This is a genomic window from Geminicoccus sp. (assembly GCF_035556675.1).
In the GTDB taxonomy this organism is placed as follows: domain Bacteria; phylum Pseudomonadota; class Alphaproteobacteria; order Geminicoccales; family Geminicoccaceae; genus Geminicoccus.
In genome coordinates this window covers 1-7,821 of the sequence record NZ_DATMFZ010000153.1, presented here as the reverse complement: position 1 = coordinate 7,821, position 7,821 = coordinate 1, and the positions used below count along the sequence as shown (strand labels likewise).

The following is a 7,821-nucleotide window of genomic DNA, read 5'->3' as shown; positions in this document are numbered from 1 at the left end:
CCGAACAGATTCCGAAACGCTACCGCCATCGACGGTTGTCCCTGCCCTAAGCCGGGCCAATCCCCGACAGATCAGCATATGGGGTTTCCCGCCGATGGATGCTGGTCCGGACGAACCGCCAGACTTTCGTTCATGCGACACGCCGCTGCCGCCGGTGCGTGCCCCTGTTCAGGAAGCCGACCAGACCGCCAGTTCGTAGCCATCGGGATCCTGAAAGTGAAAACGCCGCCCACCCGGAAAGGCGAAGACCGGGCGGACGATTCGGCCTCCTGCTGCCGTGACGCGGCTTTGTGCGACGGCGAGGTCGTCGGCGTAGAGGATCACCAGCGGTCCGCCCGGCCGGACTGGACCGCCGGTCGTCAGGCCGCCCGTCAGCCGACCGTCGCTGAACTCGCAATAGGTCGGTCCGTAGTCGGTGAACGACCAGCCGAACGCCTTGCCATAGAACGCCTTCGCGCGGTCGATGTCGCTCACGTTCAGCTCGATGTTGTCGATCTGCAGGTTGCCGCCGCGAACGCCCATGATGCTTCTTCCCAATCCTGTGCGCGTGACCCTTTGCATGTGCGCCAGCCAGCCGGCGGCGTCTTGAACGAACCGGCCAGTCAGGCGCGGACCTGCCGGGCCAGCGATGCTGCGGTCATGCCTGCCAGCGCCCGGACCTCCCGGCTCAGATGTGCCTGATCGGCATAGCCCACCTCCTGCGCGGCGAGCGCCAGCCCGCCCGCCACACGCGGCGCCAGGGCAAGAAAGCGCTGGAAGCGCAGGATCCGGGCGAGCCTGCGCGGTCCGTAGCCGAAATGTTCGTGGCTGCGGCGCTGGATCGTCCGCGGACTCAAGTCCAGGCACGCCTGCATCCGCCGGACCACCAGCCCCTCCTCGTGCCGCGCCAGCCTGAACATGGCCGATGCCTCCGCGGCGGGCGGTGCCATGCCCTCAGCCAAATGCTCCAGCAGCGTCTGCAGCCTGGCGGCCTGGGCCGCCAGCGTCGGCAGTTCCTGCAACTCCCGGGAAATGTCCCGGGCCCGCCTTCCCCAGAGCGACGCCAGCTCGACCTCCCGCCCGGCGATCTCCGCCATTGGCAGGCCCAGCCAGGGTGCTGCCGCACCCGGGCGGAAGCGCAGGCCCAGAATGATCGTGCCGGGAGGAAGATCTGGCCGGGCGGCGACCGGGTCCGGCCCTGCCACCATCAGTCTGCCACCATGCCACAGCAGGTCGACGCAGCCGTCCGGCACGACCGTGATCGGTCCTACCGTGCGCGGCGGCAGCCGGTTCGTCCAGATGCACAGGAAATCCCGCCGTAGGCCGGGTAGCGGCATATGCTCGCGATACCGTCCGACCCGATCGGCCAGGACCGGCATGCCGGCCTCCATATGCCCCACCTCGCTGGCGTCCAGGAGCTTCGTCATAGCAGCGGCGGCAGCGGTGCCAGCAGCCGGTCGAGCACCGCCAGGCCGAACGGGGTGGGCAGGTCGCCGGGTAGTCGGTCATGGACCGGCCCCAGCCCCAGGCGATGCGCCGCCGCCCGCTTGCCATAGGTCACGAGGTGCGGGATCGACTGCATCACGAACACGATGAGTGGCAGCACCTCAGCATAGAGCCGGTCGGCCTCGGCCCAGTCGCCGGCCTGGCTCGCCCGCCAGATCGCGACCTGGACGTCGACCAGCTCCGGTGCCGGAATCATCCCCGCACAACCAGCGCGCAGGATGTCCGGCAGCTCCAGCCCGCCCCTGCCGTTGAACACCGCGACCTCGCCCTTGAGCGCGTCGATGGTGCGCCGGATCGACACCGCCGAGCCCTCACCCTTGAGCAGGAGAAAGTTGGGGTGACGGTCCTTCAGCCGCCGGATCGCCGGGTCGCTCAGGCCCACGCCCAGATAGTCCGGGGCGTTCTGGATCGCGGCCGGGATCGGGCAGGCGTCGATGACCCGGCCGAAAAAGCCCAGCAGCTCGTCCTCGGGCAGCGGCCGGCGGGGTGGCGGCTGCAGGATCACCCAGGAGGCACCGAGTTCCGCCGCCATGCGCGCGAAGTCGATCTGTTCGGCCTCGCTCTCGCCGAACACGGTGACCGCGACCGGCACCCGCCCATCCACCGCCCGCGCCAGCCAGCGCAGCAGCGTGCCGCGCTCGTCGGGCGATAGCTTGGCGACCTCGGTGGCCAGGCCCAGGGCGGCGATCCCGTCGGCACCGGCGGTGATGCAGACCTCGACTTGGCGCAGGACCGCCCCCTCATCGAGCCGATCCTGCTCGTCGAAGAAGGCGTAGAGGATCGGCCAGATCCCGGAAAAGGCCGGCGTCGTCATGGGCTCATCCTCCTCCCGATCGGGTCCCGGTGGCATCGCCAGCCGGTATGCGCCGAGCTTGCCGTGCCGGGCGCGCCTCGTCATCCTGGCTGGAATATCGCGTTGCTCCGGGGGAAACGAAATGTCGCTCTCGCGTCGTGGTGCCGTGCTCGCGGCTGCCCTCTCGCTCGTGGCCGCGGCCGAAGTGTCTGCCGGCGAGGCGCTCGACCGGATCAAAGAGGCCGGCGTGCTGACGATGAGCACCGATCCGGAATATCCCCCGCAGTCCTCGCTCGACCCGATGACCAACGAGTTCCAGGGCTTCGACATCGATGTCGGCCGGGAGATCGCCAAGCGGCTGGGCGTGGACATCCGCTTCGTCACGCCCGGCTGGGACGTGATCACCGCCGGGCGCTGGGCGGGGCGCTGGGACATCTCGGTCGGCAGCATGACGCCCACGAAGGAGCGCGCGCAGGTCCTGGACTTCCCGGCGGTCTACTACTTCACCCCGGCCTCGCTCGTGGTCCACGAGGACAACGAGACGATCACCACCCCCGCCGATGCCGGCGGCAAGCGGATCGGAGTCGGCGTCGCCACCACCTATGAGAGCTACCTGAAGAAGGACCTGACCATCGACGTGGCCGATGCGCCGCCCTTCACCTACCAGATCGACGATGCGGAGATCCGCACCTACGACACCGACCTGCTGGCCCTGGATGATCTGCGCTTAGGCGACGGCACGCGCCTCGATGCGGCATTCACCGCCCTGCCGACCATCCTGGACGCGATCGAGCGCGGCTACCCGTTCAAGATCGTCGGCGAGCCTCTGTTCAAGGAACCGCTCTCGGTCGCAATCGACAAGGGCGACCCGGAACTCGGAGCCGAGATCACCCGGATCGTCGACGAGATGAAGGCGGACGGCACGCTCGCCAAGCTGTCCGCACAGTATTACGGCACCGACCTGACCCAGTGAGCACGTTGGCGGACCTCCTCGACCGGCGGGACGCCCGCCTGGCCCTGATCGGCCTGATCGTCTTCCTGATCGCCGCCGCATTCCCCTGGACCGTGCCGGGCCTGGCCGGGCTGCCGCCGCTCCTGGCCCGGCTGGTCGGCGGCCTGCTCATCGCCGGCCTCGCAGTCGCCAACATCCTGGTCCTGCGCCGGATGCCGTTCGAGTTCCAGGTGCTGCTGGCCTGGGCCGAGCTTTTGCTGGTCTTCGCCCTGTTCTTCTGGAGCTTCGGGCTGGACTACCGCTTCATCCTGGCCAACGTGCCGGGCCTGCTCGGGTTCGGCGCCGGCCAAGCCTTCCTGCAGGGTGCCGTCCTGACCGTGGTGATCTGCCTGGTCTCGATCGCGTTCGCGACCCTGCTGGCCCTGGCGGGCGCGCTGGCGCGGCTGTCCGGCAACGGCCTGGCCTTCGGGGTGGCGACCTTCTACATCAGCTTCTTCCGCGGCACGCCGCTGCTCCTGCAGGTGCTGCTGATCTATCTGGGCCTGCCGCAGATCGGCCTGACCTTGGAGGCGGTACCGGCCGGGATCATCGCGCTCTCCCTGTGCTACGGCGCCTACATGGCCGAGATCTTCCGTGCCGGCATCGAGGCGGTCGGCCGCGGCCAGCGTGAGGCCGCCGCCTCGCTCGGGCTGACCCATGCCCAGGCGATGCGCCTGGTCATCCTGCCCCAGGCGATGCGGCTGGTCATCCCGCCCACCGGCAACCAGTTCATCGCCATGCTGAAGGACAGCTCGCTGGTCTCGGTGATGGGCGTGTGGGAACTGATGTTCCTGGCCCGCACCTATGGGCGGGCGGAGTTCAAGTACATGGAGATGCTGATCACCGCGGCGCTGATCTACTGGGCGCTCTCCGCGGTGTTCGAGGTGATCCAGGCGCGGATCGAGCGCCACTACGGCAAGGGTGTGCGCCCGTGACCGTCCGTCCCCTCGTCCACGTCCTGGCCACCGGCGGCACCATCGCCGGCGCGCAGGACGTCGCCCACGGCTACACCGCCGGCAGCTTTTCCATCGACGCCCTGCTGGCGGCCGTGCCGGGCCTGGATCACGCCGCCGCCATCCGCGGCGAGCAGCTCGTCAGCATCGGCAGCCAGGACATGCACGATGCAGTCTGGCTGAAGCTGGCCCGCCGGCTGGACGCGCTGGCAAGGGAGCCGGGCCTTGCCGGCATCGTCGTCACCCACGGCACCGACACGCTGGAGGAAACCGCCTGGTTCGCCGAGCTGACCGTCCGGGCCGAACTGCCGATCGTGTTCACCGGCGCCATGCGTCCCGCCACCGCAATCGGGGCCGACGGGCCGGCCAACCTCGCCGCCGCGGTAGCCGTGGCAGCCGACCCTGCCGCCCGAAACCGTGGCGTGCTGGCCGTGATGAACGACCAAGTCTTCGCCGCACGCGACGTCTACAAGACCCACGCCAACCGGGTGGACGCGTTCACCGCGCCCGAACGCGGCCCGCTCGGCACGGTCGCCGGCGGCCGCCCCCGCTTCCACCGTCCGCCCGACCCGCGCCCCCACGGCTTCGACCTCGCCGGCCATGACGCGCTGCCCAAGGTCCTGATCCTCCATGCCCATGCCGGGATGGAGCGTGAGCTGATCGATGCCGCGGTCGCGGGGGGGGCCAGGGGCATCGTGATCGCTGGGGTCGGTAACGGCAACATGACCGGGATCGCCCTGGACGCCCTGGCGGAGGCAGCCGGACAGGGCATCGCCGTGGTGCGCAGCACCAGGCTGCCCGCGGGCGCGGTGCTGGCCGCGGGCGAGGTCGACGATGCAGCGCTGGGCTTCGTCCATGCCGGCGAGCTCAAGCCCGGCAAGGCGCGCGTGCTCCTGCAGCTGGCCTTGCTCACCGGCGGGGGCCGGGCCGCCATCCAGGCAGCCTTCGACACGCACTGAAGGCATGGCTGCCCTGCCGGGCAGCGGTTGCCTTGCAGGCAGACGGCACTCCATCAATGCCTCATGCCCGATGCCGCCGACGCTTCCCGCCAATCCGCCACCCTCCGCCAGCCGCCGCTCTGGCTCCTGGTGCTGGTGACCTTCAGCGGCACGCTGGCCATGCACATGTTCGTGCCGGCCCTGCCGGCCGCGGCCGCCGACCTCCGTGCCGGCGTCGGCGCCATGCAAATGACGATCAGCCTCTATATCGTCGGCCTGGCAGTGGGGCAGCTCATCTACGGCCCGCTCTCCGACTGCTTCGGCCGCCGCCCGACCCTGCTGGCCGGCCTCGCCCTCTATACCGCCGCCGGGCTCGGCGCGGCCCTGGCACCAGATGCTGGCTCCCTGATCGCCGCCCGCCTGCTCCAGGCGCTGGGCGGCTGCGCCGGGCTGGCACTCGGCCGTGCCATCGTGCGCGACACCACCCTGTCCCAGGACGCCGTGCGCCGCCTGGCCCTGCTCAACCTCATGACCATGGCCGGCCCGGCCCTGGCGCCGATGATCGGCAGCACGCTCTCGGCCACGCTCGGCTGGCGCTCGATCTTCCTGGCACTGGTGACGCTGGGCGCGGTGAACCTCCTCTCGGTCTGGCGGCTCCTGCCCGAGACCGGCCGGCCGAGCGGGGAGCTCAGCACCCGCTCCCTGATCCAGGACTATCGCCACCTCCTGCGCTCGCGCATGTTCGTCGGCTTCGCCGTGGGCGGCGGCTGCACCACCACCGCGATCTATGCCTTCATCGCGGCGGCCCCCTTCCTGTTCGTCCACGAGCTGCACCGCCCGGTTCACGAGGTCGGGATCTATCTGGGCCTGCTGATGGTCGGCATGGCCGCCGGCAACATGCTGACCGGCCGGCTGATCGGCCGGATCAGCATGGAGCGCCTGCTCGTCGGCGCCACCCTGCTGGTACTGGCGAGTTCGCTGGCCTTTCTCGCCGCCGTGTTGCTGGGGCTGCTCACCGTGCCGGTGGCGGTCGGCAGCATGTCCCTGATGACGCTGGGAGCCGGCATGTCCAGCCCGGCGGCGCTCACCCAGGCGATCAGCATCGACCGGCGCCTGACCGGCTCGGCCGCCGGTCTGTACGGCTTCATCCAGATGACGGTCGGCGCCGGCTTCACTGCCCTGGTCGCAGCCGGCCCCGATCCGGCACTCGCCGCGGGCCTGGTGCTGAGCCTGGGCGGGCTGGTGGCACAGATGAGCTTCTGGGTCGCGATCCGCGCTCAGCGCGCGTAGACGATGAACGACGTCCGGTGCCCGACCGTGTCGTAGAGCGAGCGGGCCGGTGCGTTGAACTCCTGGGTCTGCCAGTAGGTCCGATCGGCCTGGCGCTCATCGGCCACCGCGTAGCCGGCCTGGAACAGGGCCCTGGCCGCGTCGCCGCCGCGATGGGCAGGATCGACATAGAGATCCTCGATGTAGCAGTAGACCCGGCTGGACCAGGTGGAGGGGTGGAAGACCAGGTGCATCAGGCCGATCGGCCGGTCGCCCTCGTCGACCGCCACCAGACCCACCAGATCGTCGCCGGCGCACAGCCGCTCGAAGGTCCTGCGGCGTACCTCGTCCGGGACGTCCGCGCGGTAGAAGCGGCAGTAGCCGGCGAACAGCCCCTCCCAGGCGGGCAGGTCGCTGGGCAGGAGGCGGCGGACGTTCGGCATCGGCTGGTTCCTCGAGGAGGTGGCGGGGCGCTTGTTGGGCAGGGTTCGGGCCGGCATCCTTCGGGACTGCGGGCCAACACGTAAAGGGAGCCGAGCGTTCATGAAGGCACCAGCGCTTGCCGTCTGGACCAGCGGCCTGGCCGGTCCGGCCACCGACGCCTGGCTGATCCACTATGATGCGACCGCGCGGGCGCGGCGCGGCGAGGACGTGATCATCCTCTCGGTGGGCGATCCCGACTTCACGACACCCGCCCGGATCCGGGAGGCCGCCAAGGCGGCACTGGATGCCGGCCACACCCATTATGCCGACGTGCAGGGCAAGCCGGCGCTGCGCCAGGCGATCGCGCGCCACCATGGCTGGCTCACCGGTCGCCTGATCGACCCGGAGCAGGTCGTCGTGCTCGCCGGCGCGCAATGCGCCCTGTTCGCCGCCTGCCAATGCCTGCTGAACCCGGGCGACGAGGTGGTGGTCCCGGCCCCGGCCTATGTCACCTACCCGGCCACGATCGCCGCGGCCGCCGCGGTGATGGTGAACGTGCCGCTGGACGCCGCCACCGGGTTTCGCCCGGACCTGGCCGCGATCGAGCGGGCGATCGGACCGCGCACCCGTGCCATCCTGATCAACACGCCGAACAACCCGACCGGCGCGGTGTTCACCCGGGGCGAGGTCGAGGCACTCTGCCGGCTGGCCCGGGCGCACGGGCTGTGGCTGATCTCGGACGAGGTCTATGCCGACCTGATCTACGAGGGCGAGCATGTCAGTCCCTCGGCAGTTCCGGGCATGGACGAGCATGCGCTGGTGGTGAGCTCGCTCTCCAAGTCCCATGCGATGACCGGCTGGCGGGTCGGCTGGACGATCGGGCCGAAGCGCGCCATCGCCACCATCCACGACCTGGCGCTCGCCATGCTCTACGGCCTGCCCGACTTCATCCAGGACGCCGCCACCGTG

9 protein-coding genes are annotated in these 7,821 nt (G+C 70.2%); 5 read left to right on the top strand and 4 right to left on the bottom strand.

Going from position 1 to position 7,821, the window contains the following annotated elements; translation table 11 throughout:
- Positions 1-168: 168 nt before the first annotated feature.
- From VNS22_RS11500 to VNS22_RS11490, 3 genes are all read right to left on the bottom strand, one after another.
- The gene (locus VNS22_RS11500) at positions 169-522 is read right to left on the bottom strand and encodes a VOC family protein (protein WP_325732514.1); all 354 of its coding nucleotides are present in this window, start codon (positions 520-522) and stop codon (positions 169-171) included.
- A gap of 80 nt (positions 523-602) precedes the next feature.
- Positions 603-1,406 (bottom strand): helix-turn-helix domain-containing protein, encoded by an 804-nt coding sequence (locus VNS22_RS11495; protein ID WP_325732512.1) that lies wholly within the window; start codon positions 1,404-1,406, stop codon positions 603-605.
- Complete coding sequence (locus tag VNS22_RS11490; RefSeq protein WP_325732510.1) at positions 1,403-2,299, bottom strand: dihydrodipicolinate synthase family protein; 897 nt, start codon at positions 2,297-2,299, stop codon at positions 1,403-1,405. The genes VNS22_RS11495 and VNS22_RS11490 overlap by 4 nt, the downstream gene beginning before the upstream one ends.
- Positions 2,300-2,420: 121 nt before the next feature.
- Between VNS22_RS11490 and VNS22_RS11485 the strand changes: the two genes are divergently transcribed.
- The 4 genes from VNS22_RS11485 (at position 2,421) to VNS22_RS11470 (ending at position 6,450) form a co-directional block, all read left to right on the top strand.
- Entirely contained in the window at positions 2,421-3,251 is an 831-nt protein-coding gene (locus VNS22_RS11485; RefSeq protein ID WP_325732508.1) for a transporter substrate-binding domain-containing protein, read from the top strand.
- The gene (locus VNS22_RS11480; protein WP_325732506.1) at positions 3,248-4,204 is read left to right on the top strand and encodes an amino acid ABC transporter permease; all 957 of its coding nucleotides are present in this window, start codon (positions 3,248-3,250) and stop codon (positions 4,202-4,204) included. The genes VNS22_RS11485 and VNS22_RS11480 overlap by 4 nt, the downstream gene beginning before the upstream one ends.
- Positions 4,201-5,181, top strand: a complete 981-nt coding sequence (locus VNS22_RS11475; RefSeq protein WP_325732504.1) for an asparaginase — start codon at positions 4,201-4,203, stop codon at positions 5,179-5,181. Before VNS22_RS11480 ends, VNS22_RS11475 begins: the two co-directional genes overlap by 4 nt.
- Before the next feature lie 63 nt (positions 5,182-5,244).
- On the top strand, positions 5,245-6,450 hold the full coding sequence (locus VNS22_RS11470; RefSeq protein ID WP_325732502.1) for a multidrug effflux MFS transporter: 1,206 nt from the start codon (positions 5,245-5,247) through the stop codon (positions 6,448-6,450).
- On the opposite strand, the gene VNS22_RS11465 is transcribed toward VNS22_RS11470, so the two are convergent.
- A complete protein-coding gene (locus VNS22_RS11465) occupies positions 6,438-6,872 on the bottom strand; it encodes a GNAT family N-acetyltransferase (RefSeq protein WP_325732500.1) in 435 nt (144 codons plus the stop codon). The two genes, VNS22_RS11470 and VNS22_RS11465, sit on opposite strands and share 13 nt — an antisense overlap.
- 100 nt (positions 6,873-6,972) lie before the next feature.
- On the opposite strand from VNS22_RS11465, the gene VNS22_RS11460 reads away from it, so the two are divergent.
- The coding region (locus VNS22_RS11460) for a pyridoxal phosphate-dependent aminotransferase (RefSeq protein ID WP_325732498.1) at positions 6,973-7,821 on the top strand (849 nt) is incomplete at its 3' end.

What these genes read in the sequence shown, in the direction of transcription:
- VNS22_RS11465 (WP_325732500.1), bottom strand. Translation starts at nt 6,872, where the DNA reads ATGCCGAACGTCCGCCGCCTCCTGCCCAGCGACCTGCCCGCCTGGGAG.
- VNS22_RS11470 (WP_325732502.1), top strand. Translation starts at nt 5,245, where the DNA reads ATGCCCGATGCCGCCGACGCTTCCCGCCAATCCGCCACCCTCCGCCAG.
- VNS22_RS11500 (WP_325732514.1), bottom strand. Translation starts at nt 522, where the DNA reads ATGGGCGTTCGCGGCGGCAACCTGCAGATCGACAACATCGAGCTGAAC.
- VNS22_RS11490 (WP_325732510.1), bottom strand. Translation starts at nt 2,299, where the DNA reads ATGACGACGCCGGCCTTTTCCGGGATCTGGCCGATCCTCTACGCCTTC.
- VNS22_RS11495 (WP_325732512.1), bottom strand. Translation starts at nt 1,406, where the DNA reads ATGACGAAGCTCCTGGACGCCAGCGAGGTGGGGCATATGGAGGCCGGC.
- VNS22_RS11485 (WP_325732508.1), top strand. Translation starts at nt 2,421, where the DNA reads ATGTCGCTCTCGCGTCGTGGTGCCGTGCTCGCGGCTGCCCTCTCGCTC.